The sequence below is a fragment of the Dactylosporangium sp. McL0621 genome, from assembly GCF_049995355.1.
In the GTDB taxonomy this organism is placed as follows: domain Bacteria; phylum Actinomycetota; class Actinomycetes; order Mycobacteriales; family Micromonosporaceae; genus Dactylosporangium.
In genome coordinates, this window is record NZ_CP188259.1 from 8,814,770 (window position 1) to 8,836,064 (window position 21,295).

The window sequence follows — 21,295 nt, forward strand, 5'->3', positions numbered from 1 at the left end:
CTGGAGGCGACCATGCGGGCCGACGGCGTGCGCAACCGGCGCAAGGTGCTCGACACGGCCAAGGCGGTGTTCGCGGCCGAGGGGCTGTCGGTGCCGGTGGCCGAGATCGCCCGCCGGGCCGGGGTCGGCACCGGCACGGTGAGCCGGCACTTCCCGACCAAGGAGGCGCTGTACGAGGCGATCGTCCTGGAACAGGTCGAGGCCCTCGTCGCCCGGGCCGGGCAGCTGGACCTCCTCGCCTACCTCGAGCACCTCGTCACCGTCGCCGCCGAGCACCGCGGGCTCGCCGAGGCCCTCGCCGGGGCCGGGTTCGACGTCGGCGCCGCGGCCGCCCGCACCGGCCTCGACCTCGACGGGGCCGAGACGGCCCTGCTGCACGCCGCCCAGCGGGCCGGAACGGTCCGGGCCGACGTCACCCTGGCCGACGTCAAGGCCCTCGTCGTCGGCTGCGTCGCCCGGGAGCAGGCCGGCCCCGACCCGCAGGCCCGGGCCCGGATGGTCGCGATGATGAAGGCCGGGTTAAGAACGCTGGACATGAACAGTTAACAAACCTAATAATGGCGACCACCGTCGATGGAGGTCGCCCATGAAGCCGACGAAGCGCGCCGCGCTCATCCTCGGCGCCGCCACCCTGCTGGTCACGGGACTGTTCGTGGCCACCAACGCGTACGCGGCCAACCTGCTGTCCAACCCCGGCTTCGAGAGCGGCAACCTGTCGGGCTGGTCCTGCACCGGCTCCGGCTCCGCCGCGGTCACCACACCCGTGCACACCGGCACGTACGCCCTCAACGGCAACGCCACCACGTCCGACACCGCCCAGTGCACCCAGACCGTCACCGTCCAGCCGAACACCGCATACACCCTCTCCGGCTGGGTCCGCGGCAGCTACGTCTACATCGGCGTGACCGGCGGGGCCTCCACGTGGACGCCCGCGGCCACCGCCTACACCAAGCTCACCGTCCCGTTCACCACGACCGCCGGCCAGACCTCGATCCAGGTGTACCTGCACGGCTGGTACGGCACCGGCGCCTACAACGCCGACGACATCGCCCTCGACGGCCCCGGCACCCCGCCGACGACGACGCCGCCCACCTCGTCGTCGCCGTCGAAGAGCCCGTCGGCGAGCCCCAGCCCGAGCCGGAGCCCGTCCACGAGCCCGTCCACGAGCCCGACCACCCCGGTCACCGGCCTGCCCAGGCACGCCCTCATCGGCTACGACCACGCCAGCTTCGCCAACGGCTCCGGCTACATCCGCATGACCGACATCCCCGCCGCCTGGGACGTCATCGACCTCGCCTTCGGCGAACCCACGAGCGTCACCTCCGGCGACATCCGCTTCAACCGCTGCTCCGCCGCCGAATGCGCAGGCGTCGAGTCCGACGCCGAGTTCCTCGCCGCCATCAAGGCCAAACAGGCCCAGGGCAAGAAGGTCCTCATCTCCATCGGCGGCCAGAACGGCCAGGTCCAGCTGACCAGCACCGCCGCCCGCGACACGTTCGTCAGCTCCGTCAGCGCCATCATCGACCGGTGGGGCCTCGACGGGCTCGACATCGACTTCGAGGGCCACTCCCTCTACCTCAACGCCGGCGACAGCGACTTCCGCAACCCGACCACCCCCGTCGTGGTCAACCTCATCAGCGCCCTGAAGTCCCTCAAAGCCAAGTACGGCACCAAGTTCGTGCTCACCATGGCCCCCGAGACGTTCTTCGTGCAGCTCGGCTACCAGTTCTACGGCGGCACCAGCGCCGGCGACAACCGCGCCGGCTCCTACCTGCCCGTCATCCACGCCGTGCGGGACTTCCTGACCATCCTGCACGTCCAGGACTACAACTCCGGCCCGATCTGGGGCCTCGACAACCAGTACCACCAGATGGGCGGGGCCGACTTCCACATCGCCATGACCGACATGCTCAAGGCCGGCTTCCCCGTCGCCAACACCGGCCAGACCTTCCCCGGCCTGCGCCCCGACCAGATCGGCATCGGCGTACCCGCCGCCGTCAGCGCCGGCAACGGCTACGTCGCCCCCGCCGTCGTCCAGGCCGCCGTCACCTGCCTCGTCTCCGGCACCGGCTGCGGCGGCTACACCCTGCGCGGCGGCCCCTCACCCGCGTTCCGCGGCCTCATGACCTGGTCGATCAACTGGGACCGGTACTACAACTGGGAGTTCCAGAACGCCCAGCGCCCGTTCCTCAACGCTTTGCCGTAGTTTGCAACGGGTGAGCGCACTCGACCTGGTGACCAGCTGGCCCGTACCGACCGCCGCCGTGGCGGTCGTGGACCCCGAAGGGATCCGCGACCGCCACGGCCCGGACACCGCCCTGCCCTGGGCATCGGTGACGAAACTGCTCACCGCCCTCACCGTCCTCGTCGCCGTCGACCGCGGCGACATCCTGCTCGACGAGCCCGCCGGCCCCGAGGGCGCCACCGTCCGCCACCTGCTCGCCCACACCTCCGGCGTCGCCTTCGACGAACACCAGATCCTCGCCCAGCCCGGCCGCAAACGCATCTACTCCAACCGCGGCTTCGAACTGCTCGCCGACTTCGTCCTCACCCGCACCGGCGGCACCTTCGCCGAGCTCATGACCGAATCCGTGCTCCGGCCGCTCGGCATGGGCGGCACCCGCCTCGAAGGCTCCCCCGCCGCCGGCGCCGTCGGCCCCGTGTCCGACCTCGCCCTGCTCGGCCAGGAACTGCTCGACCCGACCCTCGCCGCCGACCTCATGCCCGAGGCGGTCACCGTGCAGTACCCCGGCGTCACCGGCGTCCTGCCCGGCTTCGGCCGCCAGGACCCCAACGACTGGGGCCTCGGCTTCGAGCTGCGCGACCACAAGTCACCGCACTGGACCGGCACCGGCAACTCCGAGCGCACCTTCGGGCACTTCGGCAAGACCGGCACGTTCCTGTGGGTCGACCCCGCCGCGAACCTCGCCCTCGCCTGCCTCACCGACCGCGACTTCGACACCTGGGCCGCCGAGGTCTGGCCCGTCCTGTCCGACGCCGTGCTCGCCGAGCACGGCGCCGGATCACACCCCTAGTACCACAGGATTTCCAAAGCCGGTCGTACCCCTGGTGAGCTGCGAAAACAAAGGTATGACAACTACCAGGCCCAAGCCTCCGGCCCTGGTCCCCCGTTGCCGACCGGCGGGAAGAGCTCGTTCAGCCGCGACTCGGCGTCATCGCCGAGCGTCGTCTCCAGCGCCACCAGCGCCAGGTCCAGCTGGTCCGGCGTACGCGGCCCGACGATCGGCGCCGTCACCCCCGGCCGCCCCAGCAGCCACGCCAGCGCCACCACCGCCGGGTGCAGCCCCAGATCGTCACACAGCCCCTCGTACCGCTCCAGCAGCTCCCGGTGCTCCAGCACCCGCGCCGCCGTGTGGCTCGTCGTCCGCCCCGCCGCCCCCTCCCGGTGCTTGCGCAGCGCCCCCGACAGCACCCCCTGCGCCAGCGGCGACCACGGCAGCAGCCCGATCCCCAGCGCCTGCGCCGCCGGCACCACCTCCAGCTCCACATGCCGCGTCATCAGGCTGTACTTCAGCTGCTCCGACACCAGCCCCAGCGAATGCCGCCGGATCGCCGCCGCCTGCGCGCCCGCCAGATGCCAGCCCGCGAAGTTCGAGCTGCCGACGTACAACACCTTCCCCTGCGCGACCAGCACGTCCATCGCCTGCCAGATCTCCTCCCACGGCGTACCCCGGTCGACGTGGTGCATCTGGTACAGGTCGATGCGATCCGTGCCCAGCCGCCGCAGCGACGCCTCACACGCCGCCACGATGTGCCGCGCCGACAAACCCCGGTCGTTGGGGCCGTCGCCCATCGGCTGGTACACCTTCGTCGCCAGCACCACCTCGTCGCGTCGCCCCGTCCGCGCGAACCACGAGCCGATGTAGGCCTCGGAGGTCCCCTCGTAGTCACGCGCCCCGTACATGTCCGCCGTGTCGACGAAGTTGATGCCCTCGGCCAACGCCCGGTCGAGGATCGCGTGGCTGTCGTCCTCACCCAGCTGCCAGCCGAAGTTCATGGTGCCGAGGCCCAGCCGCGACACCTTCAGTCCCGAGCGCCCCAGGTTCGTGTACCGCATGCCACGACGCTATGACCGCCGCCACCCTGGGCCGAAGCCGTTCGACCGTGCTCGAATGGACAGCGTGAAGCGCCTCGAGCTCACCCCCGACGACCTGACCCGGCTGCGCTTCGCCCACTCCCCGATGGCCGAGGTCGTGACCAGCGCGCTCGCCGTGCGCGACGGCTCCTGGCCGTACAGCCGCTGGCGCAGCCGCCTGGGCACCAGAACCGACGATCTCGACGTCTTCTGGCGCGTCGTCGCCACACCCGCGGGCGGCATCCCCGACTTCCTGACGCCGGTACCGCGCACCGCCCGCCCCACCCTCGAATCCGAGCTCGAGGCCATCGCCGCGACCGACCCCGAACGCGTAGCCGCCGAGCTCACCGGCTGCGGCGTCCCGTTCGACGACCCCGCGGCCCTCCTGCCGCCGCTGATCACCCAGATCCGGCGGTACTTCCGGCTGGCCCTCGCCGACCTGTGGCCCCGCCTGCGCGCGACCGCCGACAACGAGATCGCCCACCGCACGACCACCGCCGCCTTCCCCGGCCCGCACCGCCTGCTGGAGAACCTGCACCCGCGCATGCGCTGGAACCCCGACGCGCTGCAGCTGGACTACCTCAAGGACACCGAGTACCCGTCCTGGAGCCTGGACGGCCACCCCCTCTTCCTGCTCCCGACCGCCTTCACCGGCACCAAGGCCTGGATCATGGACTCGGTCGCGGGCCGCGCCCTGTGGTACCCGCCGCGCGCGCTGGGCGCCCTGTTCGCGGCCCCGGCCGCACCGCCGGAGCCGCTGGCCGCCCTGCTGGGCTCGACGCGGGCCGCGGTGCTGACCCTGCTGACCGAGCCCGCGAGCACCGGCGACGTGGCCGAGCGCCTGGGCCTGGCCCCGGCGACGGCGTCGCACCACCTGACGGCGCTGCGGGACGCGGGCCTGATCGTGGCCGCGCGGGCGGGCCGCCGCCTGAACTACCGCCACACCGACCTGGGCGAACGCCTGTCGACCCTGGGCTGACGGCGCGACCGGGGCGACTCCGGCGGCCCGCCTCTGGTCCTTGGGTACGGACCACGGCCCGCCTCTGGTCCTTGGGTACGGACCACGGCCCGCCTCTGGTCTTTGGTGCAGACTGCGGCCCGTCTCTGGACGGCCGCCCTGACCCCGTCCCTGACCGCGGCGGCGACGGTGTGGCAGCTCGCGCGCGGCGGCGACCGTCCGGTGCTCTGACCACCCCGGCCTGTGCGGTTGCGGTAGGCCTGGCCCCGCCGGCGATCGTCGTCCTCGCTGCCGCACTGCCAGCGAGCTCACGTCCGCTTCGCATCCTAGGAAACTAGGTCAGAACCTCCAGGAGCCGGGCGGCGAACTCGGCCGGCCGCTCGATGTAGCCGTCGTGGCCGCCCGGGAAGACCACCGCCGCCGTTCCCAGCCGTGCGGCCAGCCCGCGGGCCGCCCGGGCCGGGAACGGCTCCCACGCCTCGCCGACGGCCACCACCACGTCTACGGCGGCGGGGCCGGGGACGATCGCGGTGTACTGCCGCAGCTCCTCCTCCATCCAGAACGGCACGTTGCCGGCGATCCGGTCCAGCACCTCGGCCACCGCGGGCGGCAACGCGGCCCGCGGCGGCTCCCGGTACCCGAGCCCGGTGACCTCCCCGAACCGGCGCATCCCGGCCCCGGCCCCCGACCGCCGGAACACCGCGACGACGTCGTCGAACCCGGCCCGCAGATCGGCCTCGTCGCCGACCATCACGGTCAGCGGCGGCTCGTGCGCGACGACCCGCCGCACCTTGCCCGGGAACCGCTCGGCCAGCCCGAGCGCGACGATCGCCCCGGAGCTGCTGCCGAACACGTCGGCCCGCCCTCCGCCGTGCAGATCGATGAGCCGGGCGGCGTCGTCGACGTCGACGTCGAAGCGCCGCTCGCGGGCCGGTGCGCCGCTGCGGCTGAACCCCCGCCGGTCGTACGCCACGATCGTCCGCTCCCCGCACAGCTCCGGCCCGAGCCGCCCGAACGTGGCCGCGTCCCCGGCGCCGCCCGGGATGAGCAGGAGCGCCGGTCCGCTCCCGGATACCTCGACGTGCAGAGTCATGCCGTCCTCCTTGATCGTAGGATCGTTGAACAGAAAGCCGCCCGACACGTCCGCCGGCCTGTCGAACAGCAAGCCCGGAGACCGCCGCCAGACCGTATGCAGGACCGCCGAGCAACAAGCCCCGACTCCTGCCGCCGACCGACGAGCAACAAGCCCCGATGCCTGCCGCCGACCGACGAGCAACAAGCCCCGACACTTGGCGCCGGACCGACGAGCAACAGCCCCGACACTTGCCGCCGGACCGACGAACAGCAGGCCCCGACCAAGCCGCCGGACCCTCGTCGGACCGCCGGGCACCACGGCCTAGATCGGACCTATGCGGGCCGGCCCGACCGCGTGCCGAACCGCTGAACGAAAAGTCCGACACTTCGTGATCGGACTTTTCGCATTTTTCGCCCGGCAGGGCATAAGTCCGAAAAGTCGCGGCGCGGAGCGCCCGACTTTTCGTGGAAAACCCCCGCGAATCAGTACTCCGCGAGGTGGCGCAGGGCCTCCTCCACCAGCGGCGGCAAGGGCACCGGCGGATCCGCGTGCAGCCAGCGATGCGTCGCCGCATCGCACGCGGCCGCCACCGCGCCGCCCACCACCTCCGGCAGCAGCGACGCCGGCGGCAGCCCCAGCCGGTCCGCGATCGCCGTCGACAGCGCCTCCTGCATCGCCGCCCGCACCCGCAGGTACTCGCCCTGCATCGCCGGCGTCGCGAGCACCATCCGCAGCCCGGCGAACCAGACGCGGTCCGGCACGTGCTCCGGCACCGCCCCGCCCGCGAACTCGGCCACCATCGTCGCCTCGATCGCCGCGCGCAGCGGCTCGCCCGGGGGCCGGGCCCGCAGCGCCGCCCCGGCCCGGTGGGCGCGGTCCACGGCCAGGCCACAGATCGCCTCGGCCTTGGACGAGAAGTAGTTGTTGAAGGTGCGCGGCGACACCCCGACCTCGGCGGCGATGTCCTCCACGAGCACGCCGTCGAAGCCGCGCTCCACGCTCAGGCGCAGCGCGGCCAGCGCCAGCGCCTGCCGCGTCGCCTGCTTCTTGCGCTCGCGCAGGCCGCCCGGTTCCATGTCCCCCAGCGTAGCAAAAAGTGCGTGACCCGCAAGGTTTCGTAACGCGCAATAAATTAAGCTCAGCTTCGCGCCGGTACCGCCGATCAAAGACTCATGGTGCGGGACCGGCTGTGGATCGGCCTGCTCGGGATCGGGTCCGCGGCCACCGCGCTGTGGGCCTTCGATGTCCGGCCCGGGCTGGCGTTCCCGCTCGTCGGCGGGCTGTCCGCGCTGGCCTGGGCGTTCGGCCCGCGCCTGCACGACCTGCGCCCCCGCCGGCCCTGGCGCCTGCTCACCGCGGCCGCGCTGCTCTTCCTCGTCGGCGTGGTCGTCCGGGCCCTGCTGACCGACCGGCCGTACCCGCTCGCGCAGCTCGGCGACGCCTTCGCCGTGTGCGGGTTCGCCTGCCTGATCGCCGGCATGGCCACGTTCCTGAGCCGGTGGGGCATCAACCGCCACGCCCTGCTCGACGGGTCGATCGGGTGCATCGGCGCCGCGATCGCCTCCGCGCTGCTGTTCGTGCTGCCCGCGACCGCGATCCCGGGCCGGCCGCTGCTCGTGAGCGTGCTGGCCGGGCTGTACCCGCTGCTCGACGTGGTCATCGGCCTGCTCGGGGTGAACCTGGCGTTCACCACCGCGATCCGCCAGCCGTCGTTCATGTTCCTCGGCGCCATGATGCTGGCGATCTTCGCGGGCGACCTCGGGTACGCCATCATCGACCGCCAGGGCCGCGTCACCGGGCCGGCGCTGCTCGACCTGCCGTTCCAGCTCGGCTTCACCATGATCACCGAGTCGGTGATGGTCGAGGGCGGCGAGGTCACCGAGCGGCTGCTGCTGCGCCTGCGCGAGCTCGGGGTACGCATCTCCGTGGACGACTTCGGCACCGGCTTCTCGGCGCTGGGGTACCTGCGCCGCCACCCGGTCACCGGCGTGAAGATCGACCGCTCGTTCGTCGGCGGGCTCGGCGCCGTCCTCGAGGACGAGGAGATCGTGCGGGCCGTGGTCGCGATGAGCAGCGCGCTCAACCTCGCCTTGGTCGCCGAGGGGGTCGAGACCACGCCCAGCGCGACGTGCTGGCGGCGCTGAAGGTACCGCTCGCGCAGGGCTGGCTGTGGGGCAAGGCCGTGCCGGCGATCGCGTTCGCCGAGAACCTCCGGGCGCGGGAACGGGTGGGCGAACCGGTGGCGGTTCGGTCAGACTGATCGGATGCCGGAAGACGACGATGTGTACCTGTGGCTCGAGGACGTCGAGGGCGCGGAGGCGCTGGCCTGGGTACGGCAGCGCAACGCCGAGACCGTCGCCGCGCTGACCGGCGGTGAGCGCTTCACCGAGCTCGACGCGGGCATCCGTGCGGTGCTCGACGCCGACGACCGCATCCCGATGATCGCCTGGCACGGCGAGCGCGTGTACAACCTGTGGAAGGACGCCACCAACAAGCGCGGCCTGTGGCGGCGCACCACCCTCGAGTCGTACCGCACCGACCGCCCGGACTGGCAGACGGTGCTCGACCTGGACGCGCTGGCCGAGGCCGAGGGCGAGAACTGGGTCTGGCAGGGCGCCACCTACCTGCGCACCGGCCCGCTCGCCGGCGAGCACCGCTGCCTGGTCGCCCTGTCGCGCGGCGGCGCCGACGCGTCGGTAGTGCGCGAGTTCGACCTCGACTCGCTGGAGTTCGTCAAGGACGGGTTCGAGCTGCCCGAGGCGAAGAGCAGCGTGAGCTGGATCGACGCCGACGCGCTGTTCGTCGGTACCGACACCGGTCCCGGATCCATGACGTCGTCGGGCTATCCGCGCCAGGTGCGCGCGTGGCGGCGCGGCACGCCCGTCGGCGACGCCCCGGTGGTGTTCGAGGGCTCCCCCGACGACGTGTCGGTCCGGGCCACCTCCGACGCGTCGGTCGACGGGCGCCGGGCGCTCATCCGGCAGGCGACGGATTTTTTCAACGCGCGGCGGTACCTCCTGATCGACGGCGAGCTCACCGAGCTGGACGTGCCGCAGGACGCCGGGGTCGACATCCACCGCGAGTGGCTGCTCGTGCGGGTGCGCACCGACTGGTCGGTCGCGGGCGCGACGCACCCGGCGGGCACGCTGCTGGTGACGCGCCTCGACGCCTACCTGGCCGGCGAGCGCACCCTGACGCCGCTGTTCAGCCCCGACCCGCACACCTCGCTGAGCTACGCCGAGTGGACGCGGACGGGCCTGATCCTGGTACTGCTGGCCGACGTGCGCAGCCGCCTGGAGCTGCTGACCTTCGACGGCGGCCAGTGGCAGCGCTCCGTCCTGGGCCACGACCTCGGCCAGAGCGACGTGTGGCAGACCAACGCGGACGCCGACGAGCAGTACCTGCTGCTGTCCTCGGGCTTCACCCTCCCGCCGACCCTGCGCCACGGCGTGCTCGGCTCGGCCCAGGCCCCCACGATCCTCAAGCAGGGCCCGGCGTACTTCGCGGCCGAGGGCATCGAGACCCGGCAGTACTTCGCCACGTCGGCCGACGGCACCCAGGTCCCGTACTTCGTGGTCGGCCGCCCGGACGCCGGCCCCGGCCCCACCCTGCTGTCCGGCTACGGCGGCTTCGAGGTGTCGCGCGTCCCGGCGTACAACGCGATCATCGGCCGCGGCTGGCTGGCCCGGGGCGGCACCTACGTGGTGGCGAACATCCGCGGCGGCGGCGAGTACGGCCCGGCCTGGCACCGGGCCGCCCTGCGCGAGCAGCGCCCACGCGCCTACGAGGACTTCGCCGCGGTGGCGACGGACCTGGTCGAGCGGGGCATCACCACGCGGGCACAGCTGGGCGCCGAGGGCGGCTCGAACGGCGGCCTGCTCATGGGCGTGATGCTGACCCGGTACCCGGAGCTGTTCGGCGCGATCGTGTGCGCGGTCCCCCTGTTGGACATGCGCCGCTACCACCTGCTCCTGGCCGGCGCGTCCTGGATGGCCGAGTACGGCGACCCGGACAATCCCGACGACTGGGCATACTTGTCGCTGTTCTCGCCGTACCACAACGTACGCGACGCAGTGCCGTACCCACCGACGCTGATAACGACGTCAACCCGAGACGACCGCGTACACCCAGGCCACGCGCGCAAAATGGTGGCCCTGCTACGAGACCGCGCCAAGGACGTCACGTACTACGAAAACATAGAGGGCGGCCACGGCGGCGCAGCGGACAACTCCCAAATGGCCTTCAAATGGTCCTTGGCCTTCGAATTCCTGTGGCGCAGGCTGTCTCCCTAGCTCGCTGCGCTCGCGTTGGGGGAGCTTCGCTCCACCCAAACCCCCTCAAAATCTTCGCCAGCGCACCCGGGTCGCGAAAAGGTGTGCCGGGACGAGGCTGGCCGCGTCGTGCGCGCCGGGGTGATCCGTCGCCGCCACGTCCTGCGGCGCGGATGGCTTCGAACCGTCCGACGTGCGGTGGGACTCGGGCTGCTCCCCGCGCCGGGTTCACACCGTCTGACTCCACAGCTCCGGATCGCACGCCGCGCGGGTGAGCCCAGCGCTGTCCCGAGCACGGCGGCCGACCCGGCACCACCGTGCGCCGCGCCGCCGGTGACCCAGCGCCACCCCGGCACCGCGGCAACCCGGACCCGGGTGACCCGGCACCACCGCCCCCAGCGCCTCGGGTGACCCGGCGCCACCCCAGCACCGCGCCGCAGGTGATCCGGCACTACTTCGGAACCGCGGACAACCCGAACCCGGGCGACCCGACCCACCGCGCCCCGCGCCGGGGGGTGACCCAGTGCCACCCCGGCACCGCGTACAACCCGAACCCGGGCGACCCGGCCGACCGCGCCCCGCGCCGCAGGCGACCCAGCGCCGTCCTCCGCGCAACAGGCGACCCGACACCACCGCATCCCGGTGTGGCGATCACCGGCGGTCCACCACTCCACCGCGAACGGCCCCGACCCCGCCCGCACATCCAAGACAATCCACGAGCGCGATCCAACCGAGGCCGAGCGTCCAACCAGCCCGACGCCCGCGCGCCCCGAAAGACGGCGAGTTCCGTCGATGGCGATGCGTTCAGGCGAGTCGAGACAGGAGTTGCGGAACGGCATACGAGTCGGTCGGGCGGTCCATCGATTCAAACCTAATTCTACGCCCCGCCGCCTAATCGACCTTGGCCCCCGATGCGCTGCGTGCCACCCGCGACCGCGTTCAGTGATGGTCGCGGCGCAAGGAGATTTTGAAGGTGCTCGAGGACGGGGTCGGGTCCTCGTGGAAGTACGCGAACAGCGTGCACGACAACGGGGCGTCCGGCGTCGTCACGCGGTGCGCGGTCACGTGCGGGGAGTCCCAGTGGACGCGCGGCAGGTTCTCGCTGCGGCCGAAGCACGAGTCCAGGTCCGCACGCGTCAGTGACGGCGTCGCGAAGCGCATCTCCACCGTGGCCAGGCCAGCCCGGTCGTTCATGAACAGCTGCAGCCACGCGGTGCCCGGCGGGCTCGGCTGGACGAAGAGGCGGCCCAGGTCGTCCTGGGTCGGGGCGGGCAGGCCCAGCAGCGCCGCCACCTCCGCCGCGTGCTCCGTCGTCACGCCGCAGATGCGGCGGGCCCACGTGCCCAGCAGGTCGGTGGTCACGGGCCGGGCCACCAGATCGAGCAGATGGTTCGGTACCGGCGGCCGCCGCCACGACCGCGGCCAGTCGTCGAGGTCGGCGAGCTCGGCGCCGTCGACGATGAGGGTGTAGACCGGCTCCGCCGGGAAGTCGTTGACCCGCACGGTCAGGGTGCGGCCGTCGACCTCGGCGTGGTACGGGAACTCGCCGTCGCCCGAGTGCTCCCACGCGATCGGTCGCTCGGTCAGGGCGGTCAGTTCGGTCATGACTGTCCTCAAAACGGCAAAGCAGACCCCGACAGCGTAGGCGGTGTCTGCAAACCCACAGTTGAGGGCCGTCACAGTCACCCCGGATTCCGTCCGCGGACCGATAGCGTCGACAGCGTTATGCGCCGCTACCTCATGTGGAGCGTCGGGCTCCTCGCGTACATCGTTGCCGTCTTCCACCGCTCCTCGCTCGGCGTCGCCGGGGTCGAGGCCGCCCAGCGTCTCGGCGTCGGGACTGCGCTGCTGTCGATGCTCTCCGTGGCCCAGCTGGCGGTGTACGCGGGCATGCAGATCCCGGTCGGCGTGCTGCTGGACCGGTTCGGCTCCCGCCGCCTGCTCGCCGCCGGCGGTGCGCTCATGCTCGCCGGGCAGCTCGTCTTCGCCTTCGCCGGGGACATCGGCACGGCCATCGCGGCGCGGGTGCTCATCGGCATCGGTGATGCGATGACCTTCATCAGTGTGCTGCGGATCGTGGCGATGTGGTTCCCGCCGCGCCGCAACCCGCTGATGGTGCAGCTGACCGGCATGGTCGGCCAGCTGGGGGCGCTTTCCTCGGCGGTACCGCTGGTGCTCCTGCTGCACCACGCCGGCTGGACGGCGACGTTCCTCGGCGCGGCCGGGCTCGGGGCCGCGGCCGTGCTGCTGGTCGTGACCGCGCTGCGGGACCAGCCGGTGCGCGCCGAGGAGCGGGAGGCGCCGCGGCGCGAGCTGGGGCTGAAGCACTCGTGGGAGCACCCGGGCACGCGGCTGGGGCTGTGGACGCACTTCGTGACCGGGTTCTCGGGTTCGGTGTTCGCGCTGCTGTGGGGGTACCCGTTCCTGACCCAGGGCGAGGGCCTGGACCCCGGCGTCGCGGCGGTCCTGCTGTCCCTGCTCACCGTCGGCGGCATCGTGCTCGGGCCGGTGGTCGGGCACTTCTGCGGGCGGCTGCCGTACCACCGCTCGACCCTCGTGCTGGCGATCGTCGGCTCGTCCGCGCTGGCCTGGACCGCGGTGCTGGTGTGGCCGGGGCGGGCGCCGCTGTGGCTGCTGACGGTGCTCGTGCTGGTGCTGACGATCAACGGGCCCGGCTCGATGATCGGCTTCGACTACGCGCGCTCGTTCAACCCGGCCGACCGCATCGGCGGGGCGACCGGGATCGTGAACGTGGGCAGCTTCGCGGCGTCGATCGTGCTCATCGTCTCGATCGGGGTGCTGCTGGACGTGCAGACCGCGCCTGGGGCCGAGCACCCGTCGCTTGGCGCGTTCCGGTGGGCGTTCGCGGTGCAGTACCTGCTGTGGACCGTCGGCGCCGTCCAGGTCTACCGGTACCGCCGCACGACGCGCCGGAGGGTCGCGGCCGAGGACGTGGCCCTGGCCACGGCGTAAAGCTCGACACGCCGCCGGGCCGCGGCCGAAGACGTGGCCCTGGCCACGGCGTAAAGCTCGACACGCCGCCGGGCCGCGGCCGAAGACGTGGCCCTGGCCACGGCGTAAAGCTCGACACGCCGCCGGGTCGCGGCCGAAGACGTGGCCCTGGCCACGGCGTAAAGCTCGACACGCCGCCGGGCCGCGGCCGAAGACGTGGCCCTGGCCACGGCGTAAAGCTCGACACGCCGCCGGGCCGCGGCCGAAGACGTGGCCCTGGCCACGGCGTAAAGCTCGACACGCCGCCGGGTCGCGGCCGAAGACGTGGCCCTGGCGGCGGCGTAAGAGCTCAGGAACCGCGAAGGGCCCGTTTGATGGGGGCCGCCTTCGCCGCGGCCTCGGCGACCTCGGCGGCCGGGTCGCTGTCCCAGACGATGCCGCCGCCGGCCCACAGGTGCGCGCGACCGTCCGCGACCGCCACGGTCCGGATCGTGAGGCCGAGGTCGATCTCGACGCGGCCGTACGGTGCCCCCGGGCCCGGCGCGCCGTGGCCGATCCAGCCGCAGGCGCCCATGCTCGGGCCGCGGCCGACCGGCTCCAGGCGCGTCGCGACCTCGATCGCGGCCCGCTTCGGCGCGCCCGTCACGGAGCCGCCCGGCCAGACCGCGGCCAGCAGCTCGGCCAGGCCGACGCCCGCTGCCGGCCGGGCGCTCACCGTCGACTCGGCCTGCCACAGCCCGGACCAGCGGCGCAGGGCGAACAGCTCGTCGACCCGCACGGAGCCGACCTCGGCGACGCGGCCCAGGTCGTTGCGTTCGAGGTCGACGATCATCACGTGCTCGGCGCGTTCCTTGGCCGAGGCGAGCAGGTCGGCCCGGCCCTCCGGCGTGGCCGGGCGGGTGCCCTTGATGGGGCGGGTCACCGCGCGGCCGCCGGCCACCGCGACCAGGGTCTCCGGGCTGGCCGAGGCGAGCCACCAGCGGTCGCCGCGCAGTACTCCGCCGTAGCGGGCGCCCGGCAGGGCGGCGACGCGGGCCAGGGCCGGGCCCGGGTCGCCGGGGAACGGGGCGCTCGCGTGGCCGACGAGGTTGACGACGTACACGTCGCCGCGGGCGATGGCCGCGCGGACGCCGTCGACGGCGGCGGCGTGCTCCGCCTCGGTCCAGCTCGGCGCCCAGGGGCCGATCCCCGAAGGCGGGGCGGTCGCCGAGTCGCGCCCGCCGGAAGAAGTCGCAAATCCGGCCAAGGCCCTCGAACCCGGACGACCCGGCGGTGGAACGTTCACGGAGCCAGGTGACGGAAAGCCGACAGATCGCGCCGCGCTCCCGGCCCGGGGTGAGCGCCGCGGGCCGTGGGAGTACGCGATCGCCACAAGATCCGGCACGGAGGGTGTCGGCGAGGGTGTTACCGAGGGTGGCGACAGGAGGACCGAAATCCCACAGGTGAACGCATCGGTGACGGTGGGTGACGCCGAAATGTCGGCGACATTTACGCCGTGCAACGCGGCGAACTCGGTAAGTAATTGAAGTGGGTCTCCACCGTCCCGCGCGTACCATTCAACCCGGGAGCGCTCCCAGTTGCGCCCCCGACACGCGTCGGGTAGCCCGGGCGGATGAAGATCCACAGTCCCGGGCGCGTACCGGACAACCGGTCCTAGTGTGCTCATACGAAGGGTGGATTATCCCCAAGTTGTGCCGTCACATGTTCGGAATAGTGTCGTTGGCCGTAGTAGCGTGCATCACTGGTCATGTGAAGAACCACACAGGCCTCAACTGAACCTCTCAAATCGGAGACCCCCGATGCTCTGCCAGCACCAGCCCTCCTGTCCCACCGCCGAAGACATCGACCGCGAAGCCGCCCGCGTCGCCGCGAGCCACCCCGAACAGGGCTGGAGCCTCCTCTGCAACGGCGTGATCGTCTTCGAGGACACCGGCGAGCTTCTGCCCGATTGCTCCGTGATCGAGCCGCACCGCGGCTGGGCGCCGCACACCCTCGTGGGCGCCGCGCCGCGGTAACAGTCCGTAGCTACGGGGAGATTACTCTTCGTAAGCGGAGGCCGGGGGACACGCGCAGACGAGGTTCCGGTCGCCGTAGCTGTCGTCGATCCTGCGCACCGGCGGCCAGTACTTCGCCTCGCGCGCCGCGGCGCTCGGATACGCCGCCACCGACCGCGAGTAGGCGTGCGACCACTCGTCGGCCGTGACCACCTCCGCCGTGTGCGGGGCGTGCACGAGCGGGTTGTCGCCGGCCGGCCATTCGCCCGCCGCCACCCGGTCGATCTCCCCCTTGATCGCGATCATCGCGTCGCAGAACCGGTCCAGCTCCCCCAGGTCCTCGCTCTCGGTCGGCTCGACCATGAGCGTCCCGGTCACCGGGAACGACATCGTCGGGGCGTGGAAGCCGTAGTCGATGAGCCGCTTCGCCACGTCGGCGACCGTCACGCCGCTGGCCCGCGTGATCCCCCGCAGGTCGAGGATGCACTCGTGCGCCACGAGGTGCTCCGCCCCGCTGTACAGCACCGGGTAGTGCTCGCGCAGCCGGGCCGCCACGTAGTTGGCCGCCAGCACCGCGACCGCCGTCGCCTTCGCCAGGCCGTCGGGGCCCATCAGCCGCAGGTACGCCCACGGGATCGGCAGGATGCCGGCCGAGCCGAACGGCGCCGCCGACACCGGGCCGACCGGCGCGTCGGCGCCCAGGAACGGGTGCGAGGGCAGGAACTTGGCCAGGTGGGCGCGGACCGCGACCGGGCCGACGCCGGGGCCGCCGCCGCCGTGCGGGATGCAGAAGGTCTTGTGCAGGTTGAGGTGCGACACGTCGGCGCCGAACTTGCCGGGCTTGGCGAAGCCGAGCAGCGCGTTGAGGTTCGCGCCGTCGACGTAGACCTGCCCGCCGGCCTCGTGGACCTTCCCGCACAGCTCGGAGATGCCGGTCTCGTACACCCCGTGCGTCGACGGGTACGTGACCATGATGGCGGCCAGGCGGTCCCGGTGCTGCTCGATCTTGCGGTCCAGGTCGGCGAGGTCGACGTTGCCGAGCTCGTCGCAGGCCACGACCGCGACGCGCATGCCGGCCATGACCGCGCTGGCCGCGTTGGTGCCGTGCGCGCTGGACGGGATCAGGCACATGTCGCGGCCGGTGTCGCCCCGGTCGCGGTGGTACGCCCGGATCGCCAGCAGCCCCGCGAGCTCGCCCTGCGACCCGGCGTTGGGCTGCAGGCTCACCGCGTCGTAGCCGGTGACCTCGCCGAGCCAGCGCTCGAGGTCGCCGATCAGCCGGCGGTACCCCTGGGTCTGCGAGACGGGCGCGAACGGGTGGACGTTGGCGAACTCGGGCCAGGTGATCGGCTCCATCTCGGTGGTCCCGTTGAGCTTCATGGTGCAGGAGCCCAGCGGGATCATGCCGCGGTCGAGCGCGTAGTCCTTGTCGGAGAGCCGGCGCAGGTACCGCAGCATCGCCGTCTCGGAGCGGTGCGTGCCGAACACCGGGTGCGTGAGGTAGGCCGACGCCCGGCGCAGGCCGGCCGGGACCGCGTCGGTCGTGTCGAGCTCGGTGACGTCGACGTGGGACAGGCCGAAGGCGGCGAGCACGTCGCGCAGGTGCCCGAAGGTCGTGGTCTCGTCGCAGGCGATGCCGACCCGGTCGGCGTCGACGCGGCGCAGGTTGATCCCGCGGGCCGCGGCCGCCTCGACGATCGGTCCGGCCTGGCCGGGTACCACCGCGGTCACCGTGTCGAAGAAGGCCCCGTGCTCGGTGGCCACCCCGCCCGCCCGCAGCCCCGCGGCGAGGCGCACCGCCATGTCGTGGGTCCGCGCCGCGATCTCACGCAGCCCGTCGGGGCCGTGGTAGACGGCGTACATGCTGGAGGTCACGGCGAGCAGCACCTGCGCGGTGCAGATGTTGCTGGTCGCCTTCTCGCGGCGGATGTGCTGCTCGCGGGTCTGCAGCGCGAGGCGGTAAGCGGGGGCGCCGGCGGCGTCGCGGGACACGCCGACCAGACGGCCGGGCAGGGTGCGCTCGAGGCCCTGGCGGACCGAGATGTAGCCGGCGTGCGGGCCGCCGAAGCCCATCGGCACGCCGAGGCGCTGGGCGCTGCCGACGGCGACGTCGGCCCCGATCGCGCCGGGCTCGCGCAGCACGCACAGGGCGAGCAGGTCGGCGGCGACGGTGACGATCGCGCCCCGCTCGTGGGCGAGCGCGATCAGGGCCTCGTGGTCGCGCACGGCTCCGGAGGCGCCGGGGTACTGCAGGTGCAGCCCGAAGAACGCCTCGGGCAGCTCCTCGGCGGCCAGGTCGAGCACGCGCACCTCGATGCCGAGCGGTTCGGCGCGGGTCCGGATGACGGCGAGGGTCTGCGGCAGCACGTCGGCGTCGACGACGTACACCTCAGATTTGACCTTGGAGGAGCGCCGGGCGAGCGTCATACCCTCCGCGGCCGCGGTCGCCTCGTCGAGCAGCGACGCCCCGGCGACGGGCAGCCCGGTCAGGTCGGCGACGACCGTCTGGAAGTTCAGCAGTGCCTCGAGCCGCCCCTGGGAGATCTCCGGCTGGTACGGCGTGTAGGCCGTGTACCACGACGGGTCCTCGAGCACGTTGCGCAGGATCACCGGCGGCGTGTGCGTGCCGTAGTACCCGAGGCCGATCATCGACACGAGCGGCCGGTTCGCCGCCGCGAGCGCCCGCAGCTCGGCCAGGACCTCGGCCTCGGACGCGGCGAGCGGCAGGTCGAGCGGCTGGTGCCAGCGGATCGAGCCCGGGATGGCGGCGGTCATGAGGTCCTCGACCGTCTCGTACCCGACGGTCTTGAGCATGCGGGCCTGCTCATCGGCGCTCGGGCCGATGTGCCGCGCGGCAAAACTGGTCATGGGCGCACTCTCTGGGTCTCGGGGCAGGGGCGGACGCGCTCCTCCCCCTCTGTCGAAGACTCCAGAGGTGCCAACCCGCAGCGGTCCTTTTGCCTGAGAGGTTCCGGGGAGGATTTGCCCCTTCGGCGCCGCTGACGTGCTCAGCGGTCTCTCCCACGCGGGTATTGCCGGCACGCCTACCCTACCAACTGTGCAGGACTTGACCATCGTGGCGAAGCACACGATCTACTCGGCGGTCGTCGGCTCCCGGGCGTACGGGCTCGACGGCCCGGCCTCCGACACCGACCGCCGGGGCGTGTTCCAGGCGCCCACCGACGCCTTCTGGTCCCTCGACAAGCCGCCCACGCACGTGGAGGGCCCGCGGCCGGAGGAGTTCTCGTGGGAGGTCGAGCGGGCCTGCACCCTGGCCCTGGCCGCGAACCCGACGGTGTGGGAGTGCCTGTCCTCGCCCCTGGTCGAGCACGTCACCGACGCCGGCCGGGCGCTGCTGGACCTGCGCCCGGCGTTCCTGTCCCGCCGCGCGGCCCACACCTACGGCGACTACGCCCGCGACCAGCTCAACAAGCTCACGTCGGTCCGCGCTCGCACCGGCGAGGTGCGCTGGAAGCAGGCGATGCACATGGCCCGCCTGCTGCGCGCGGGCGCCCACGTGCTGCGCACCGGCGAGGTCCTGGTCGACGTGTCCGCCCGGCGCGACGAGCTCCTGGCGATCCGCCGGGGCGAGCTGAGCTGGGAGGAGTTCCAGGCCCTGGCGGCCGCCCTGTCCGCCGACCTCGCCTACGCGGAGTCGGAGTCGAAGCTGCCGGAGGAGCCGGACCGCGCCGCCGTGGAGCGCTTCCTGCTCGCCTTGCGGGCCCCGGCGGCGGTACCGCGGGAGCCCGCCCCGGCCGCTCCTCCCCCGATCCCGGACGGCATCCCGGCCTGGGCCGGCGAGGTGGCCGACGAGCACCCCTACCCGCTCGCGTTCGCCACCGTGAGCGGCGCCCACCTGTACGGCTTCGCGTCCGTCGACTCGGACCTCGACCTGCGCGCGTGCCACATCCTGCCGCTGGACGAGGTGGTAGGCCTGGAGACCGGCCCCGACACGGTCGAGTCGGGCGGCGTGCGGGAGGGCATGGAGCTCGACGTGGTGAGCCAGGAGCTGGCGAAGTTCATCCGCCTGCTGCTGCGCCCGAACGGCTACGTCCTCGAGCAGCTGCTCTCCCCGCTGCTCGTGCGCACGTCGCCGCTGCACGAGCAGCTCAAGGCCCTGGCCCCGCACTGCCTGACCCCGGAGCACGCCCGCCACTACCTGGGCTTCGCCTCGGGCCAGTGGCTGCTGTACTCGAAGACGGGCGAGCTGAAGCCGGCCCTCTACACGCTGCGCGTCCTGCACACCGGCATCCACCTCATGCGCACCGGCGAGGTCGAGGCCGACCTGCGGGTGCTCAACACCCTGCCGTACGTCCCGGACCTCATCGAGGCCAAGAAGGCCGGCGAGCACCACGCCCTGCCCGAGTCCCTGGTGTCCCCGGCCCGCCTGGCCGCGGACGTGGCGAGGCTGACCGCGGAGCTGGAGGCGGCCCGGGACGCGTCGAAGCTCCCCGCGGCACCGTCGGCCGCCCCGGCCCTGAACGACCTGCTGATCCGCACCCGGCTGTCCCGATGACGGCGGCCCCGGCCGTGTACCTGATCACGGGCATCCCGGCATCGGGCAAGTCGACGGTCGCCCAGGCGCTGGCCGAGCGCCTCCCCCGCTCGGTGCACCTGCGCGGCGACGCCTTCCGCCGCATGGTCGTCAACGGCCGCGCCGACATGACGCCGGCCCCGAGCGCCGAGGCCGCCGCCCAGCTCGCCCTGCGCCACCGCCTGACCGCGGGCGCCGCCGACCCCTACCACGAGGCCGGCTTCACGGTGGTCGCGCAGGACGTGGTCCTCGGGGCCCACCTGCCGGCCATGGTCGCCGCGATCCGGGCCCGCCCCCTGTTCGTCGTCGTGCTCGCCCCCACCCCCTCCGCCGTGGCGGCCCGCGAATCGGGCCGCGCGAAGTCCGCCTACGACCCGCACGGCTGGACCGCCGCGCCGGCCCACGATCCGGGCCGCGAGTCGGACCGCCCGAAGTTCGCCTACGACCCGCACGGCCGGACCGTCGCGCCCGCCCACGAGCCGGACCGCGAGTCGGACCGCCCGAAGTCCGCCTACGACCAGCACGGCTGGACCGTCGAGTCCCTGGACGCCGAGCTGCGCGAGCGCACCCCGCGCATCGGCCTGTGGCTGGACACGTCCGACCAGTCGCCGCCCGAGACCGTCGACGCGATCCTCGCCCGGGCGCGGCCGTTCCATGACTGAGCCCCCGCAGGACCGCGCCCACCGCATCGCCGCCTTCCACGCCGGGCTGGACGGCCCCCCGTGGCGGGTGGCCGGCTGGGGCAGCGAGGCACTCCAGCGCGTCCGCTTCGAGGCCCTCACCCGCGCCGCCGGCTACGCGGGCGGCACCGTGCTCGACTGGGGCTGCGGCCCCGGCGACCTGTACTTCCACCTCCGCCGCATGAACCTCCCGTTCCAGTACACCGGCGTCGACCTGGACCCCCGCATGGTGGAGCGCGCCGCCGCCCGCGGCGTCCCCAACGTCTCCCGGCTGCCCCTGGGCGCCCCGCCCCCGGGCCGCCACGACTACGTGTTCGCCAGCGGCATCTTCCAGTTCGCCGACCCGGACGACCCGCTCTACTACCTCGACACTTTAGAACAGGCGTACGACATTTCCTGGCGGGCCGTGGCCGCGAACTTCCTCAGCGCCCAGCGCCCGGACGCCGCCCGGGCCGAGGACGAGCTGTACGCCGACCCGTCGGTCCTGGGCCGCTTCGCCGCCGCCCTGACCGACCGCTGGCGGATCGACCACGCCTACCACCCCCAGGGCGCCGACTTCACGATCGCCCTGATCCACTAGCCCGTGCCTTCCGGGCGACCGCGTCCGTGTCATCGCCCAGGCTGAACACCCGGGCGAACACGCCAGCCGCGTTGTGGCGGCGGGCAGCATGCAGAAGGACCGCGTTTACGGCGGCGTCCGATCGGTTAACGGCGGTCATGTCCGCGGCGCGGGCA

At 72.8% G+C, this 21,295-nt stretch carries 18 protein-coding genes, 1 pseudogene and 1 riboswitch; of the genes and pseudogenes, 13 read left to right on the plus strand and 6 right to left on the minus strand.

From position 1 onward, the window contains the following. The first annotated feature begins 12 nt into the window (after window positions 1-12). From ACPPVO_RS41820 to ACPPVO_RS41830, 3 genes are read left to right on the plus strand one after another with little or no spacing between them, the layout of a single operon-like run. Window positions 13-546: a helix-turn-helix domain-containing protein gene (locus ACPPVO_RS41820; RefSeq protein WP_360388335.1), complete on the plus strand. Its 534-nt coding sequence runs from the start codon at window positions 13-15 to the stop codon at window positions 544-546. 40 nt (window positions 547-586) lie between these two features. Further along, window positions 587-2,206, plus strand: coding sequence for a chitinase (locus tag ACPPVO_RS41825; RefSeq protein ID WP_426504123.1), 1,620 nt, complete (start codon window positions 587-589; stop codon window positions 2,204-2,206). A 10-nt stretch (window positions 2,207-2,216) separates the two neighbouring features. Then, on the plus strand, window positions 2,217-3,035 hold the full coding sequence (locus ACPPVO_RS41830) for a serine hydrolase domain-containing protein (RefSeq protein WP_426504124.1): 819 nt from the start codon (window positions 2,217-2,219) through the stop codon (window positions 3,033-3,035). Between the two features lie 62 nt (window positions 3,036-3,097). Here the strand turns inward: ACPPVO_RS41830 and ACPPVO_RS41835 are convergent, their stop codons facing one another. Beyond that, entirely contained in the window at window positions 3,098-4,078 is a 981-nt protein-coding gene (locus tag ACPPVO_RS41835; RefSeq protein ID WP_426504125.1) for an aldo/keto reductase, read from the minus strand. Between the two features lie 55 nt (window positions 4,079-4,133). Between ACPPVO_RS41835 and ACPPVO_RS41840 the strand changes: the two genes are divergently transcribed. Then, on the plus strand, window positions 4,134-5,075 hold the full coding sequence (locus ACPPVO_RS41840; RefSeq protein WP_426504126.1) for an ArsR/SmtB family transcription factor: 942 nt from the start codon (window positions 4,134-4,136) through the stop codon (window positions 5,073-5,075). A gap of 313 nt (window positions 5,076-5,388) precedes the next feature. On the opposite strand, the gene ACPPVO_RS41845 is transcribed toward ACPPVO_RS41840, so the two are convergent. Together ACPPVO_RS41845 and ACPPVO_RS41850 are read right to left on the minus strand one after the other, a co-directional pair. Continuing rightward, window positions 5,389-6,147, minus strand: a complete 759-nt coding sequence (locus ACPPVO_RS41845; protein ID WP_426504127.1) for an alpha/beta fold hydrolase — start codon at window positions 6,145-6,147, stop codon at window positions 5,389-5,391. A gap of 464 nt (window positions 6,148-6,611) precedes the next feature. Continuing rightward, on the minus strand, window positions 6,612-7,205 hold the full coding sequence (locus tag ACPPVO_RS41850) for a TetR family transcriptional regulator (RefSeq protein WP_426504128.1): 594 nt from the start codon (window positions 7,203-7,205) through the stop codon (window positions 6,612-6,614). Between the two features lie 96 nt (window positions 7,206-7,301). Between ACPPVO_RS41850 and ACPPVO_RS41855 the strand changes: the two genes are divergently transcribed. From ACPPVO_RS41855 to ACPPVO_RS41865, 3 genes are read left to right on the plus strand one after another with little or no spacing between them, the layout of a single operon-like run. Then, complete coding sequence (locus tag ACPPVO_RS41855) at window positions 7,302-8,273, plus strand: EAL domain-containing protein (RefSeq protein ID WP_426504129.1); 972 nt, start codon at window positions 7,302-7,304, stop codon at window positions 8,271-8,273. Beyond that, window positions 8,258-8,389: a hypothetical protein gene (locus tag ACPPVO_RS41860; RefSeq protein WP_426504130.1), complete on the plus strand. Its 132-nt coding sequence runs from the start codon at window positions 8,258-8,260 to the stop codon at window positions 8,387-8,389. Before ACPPVO_RS41855 ends, ACPPVO_RS41860 begins: the two co-directional genes overlap by 16 nt. A 4-nt stretch (window positions 8,390-8,393) precedes the next feature. After that, entirely contained in the window at window positions 8,394-10,421 is a 2,028-nt protein-coding gene (locus ACPPVO_RS41865; RefSeq protein WP_426504131.1) for a prolyl oligopeptidase family serine peptidase, read from the plus strand. Between the two features lie 918 nt (window positions 10,422-11,339). On the opposite strand, the gene ACPPVO_RS41870 is transcribed toward ACPPVO_RS41865, so the two are convergent. After that, window positions 11,340-12,005, minus strand: a complete 666-nt coding sequence (locus tag ACPPVO_RS41870) for a hypothetical protein (protein WP_426504132.1) — start codon at window positions 12,003-12,005, stop codon at window positions 11,340-11,342. 120 nt (window positions 12,006-12,125) lie between these two features. Between ACPPVO_RS41870 and ACPPVO_RS41875 the strand changes: the two genes are divergently transcribed. Continuing rightward, window positions 12,126-13,373 (plus strand): MFS transporter, encoded by a 1,248-nt coding sequence (locus ACPPVO_RS41875; RefSeq protein WP_426504133.1) that lies wholly within the window; start codon window positions 12,126-12,128, stop codon window positions 13,371-13,373. 328 nt (window positions 13,374-13,701) lie between these two features. On the opposite strand, the gene ACPPVO_RS41880 is transcribed toward ACPPVO_RS41875, so the two are convergent. Next, on the minus strand, window positions 13,702-15,018 hold the full coding sequence (locus ACPPVO_RS41880) for a chorismate-binding protein (protein ID WP_426504134.1): 1,317 nt from the start codon (window positions 15,016-15,018) through the stop codon (window positions 13,702-13,704). 133 nt (window positions 15,019-15,151) lie between these two features. On the opposite strand from ACPPVO_RS41880, the gene ACPPVO_RS41885 reads away from it, so the two are divergent. After that, a complete protein-coding gene (locus ACPPVO_RS41885) occupies window positions 15,152-15,367 on the plus strand; it encodes a DUF5999 family protein (RefSeq protein WP_360388301.1) in 216 nt (71 codons plus the stop codon). A 21-nt stretch (window positions 15,368-15,388) separates the two neighbouring features. Here ACPPVO_RS41885 and gcvP read toward each other — a convergent pair whose 3' ends face one another. Further along, window positions 15,389-18,214, minus strand: a complete 2,826-nt coding sequence (gcvP, locus tag ACPPVO_RS41890) for an aminomethyl-transferring glycine dehydrogenase (RefSeq protein WP_426504135.1) — start codon at window positions 18,212-18,214, stop codon at window positions 15,389-15,391. Between the two features lie 71 nt (window positions 18,215-18,285). Then, window positions 18,286-18,379: riboswitch (glycine riboswitch) on the minus strand. Window positions 18,380-18,413: 34 nt separating this feature from the next. Here gcvP and ACPPVO_RS41895 point away from each other — a divergent pair. From ACPPVO_RS41895 to ACPPVO_RS41910, 4 genes and pseudogenes are all read left to right on the plus strand, one after another. After that, window positions 18,414-19,067: pseudogene (locus ACPPVO_RS41895) on the plus strand (nucleotidyltransferase domain-containing protein); the annotation flags it as partial. A gap of 48 nt (window positions 19,068-19,115) precedes the next feature. Then, window positions 19,116-19,862 carry a nucleotidyltransferase domain-containing protein gene (locus ACPPVO_RS41900; RefSeq protein ID WP_426514788.1) on the plus strand — a complete coding sequence of 249 codons (747 nt, stop codon included), beginning with the start codon at window positions 19,116-19,118 and terminating at the stop codon, window positions 19,860-19,862. Further along, window positions 19,859-20,542, plus strand: coding sequence for an AAA family ATPase (locus ACPPVO_RS41905; protein ID WP_426504136.1), 684 nt, complete (start codon window positions 19,859-19,861; stop codon window positions 20,540-20,542). Before ACPPVO_RS41900 ends, ACPPVO_RS41905 begins: the two co-directional genes overlap by 4 nt. Next, the gene (locus tag ACPPVO_RS41910; protein WP_426504137.1) at window positions 20,535-21,140 is read left to right on the plus strand and encodes a class I SAM-dependent methyltransferase; all 606 of its coding nucleotides are present in this window, start codon (window positions 20,535-20,537) and stop codon (window positions 21,138-21,140) included. Before ACPPVO_RS41905 ends, ACPPVO_RS41910 begins: the two co-directional genes overlap by 8 nt. The last annotated feature ends 155 nt before the right edge of the window (window positions 21,141-21,295 follow it).